Annotated in this window: 1 protein-coding gene; it reads right to left on the bottom strand. The window is 68.4% G+C overall.

Annotation, left to right across the window (positions count from 1 at the left end; all coding sequences use genetic code 11):
* Positions 1-323, bottom strand: a 323-nt coding sequence (locus WG898_RS25225) for a hypothetical protein (protein ID WP_339605525.1), incomplete at both ends; no start/stop codon positions are given.

Below are 323 nucleotides of genomic sequence, written 5' to 3'. Positions count from 1 at the left end.
TCACCTGGGCCGAGGTCAGGGCCTGCAGCTGGCCATTGCTCATGGCGTCGAGCTGGTCACTCGTCAAGGCACGCAGGGCCGCGGTGCTGAGCGACTTCAGGTCGGCGGTTTCGATCGCGGCGATCTGGGCGGTCGAGAAGTTGACGATCTGGGCGGCCGTCAGCGAGGCCACCTGGGCCGAGCTCAGGGCCACCACGTCGGCCGTGCTCAGGCCCGGCAGCTGGTCGGTCGTCAGCGCGTTGATCTGGCCGGTGGTGAGCTGGCCGATCTGGTCGCTGGTGAGCTTGCCGATCTGGTCGGAGCTCAGCGCCTTGAAGGCCGAG

The organism is Paucibacter soli (assembly GCF_037482845.1).
Classification (GTDB): Bacteria; Pseudomonadota; Gammaproteobacteria; order Burkholderiales; family Burkholderiaceae_C; genus Paucibacter_B; species Paucibacter_B soli.
The sequence above is the reverse complement of the archived record's forward strand: the minus strand, read 5'-3'. Positions and strand labels throughout refer to the sequence as shown.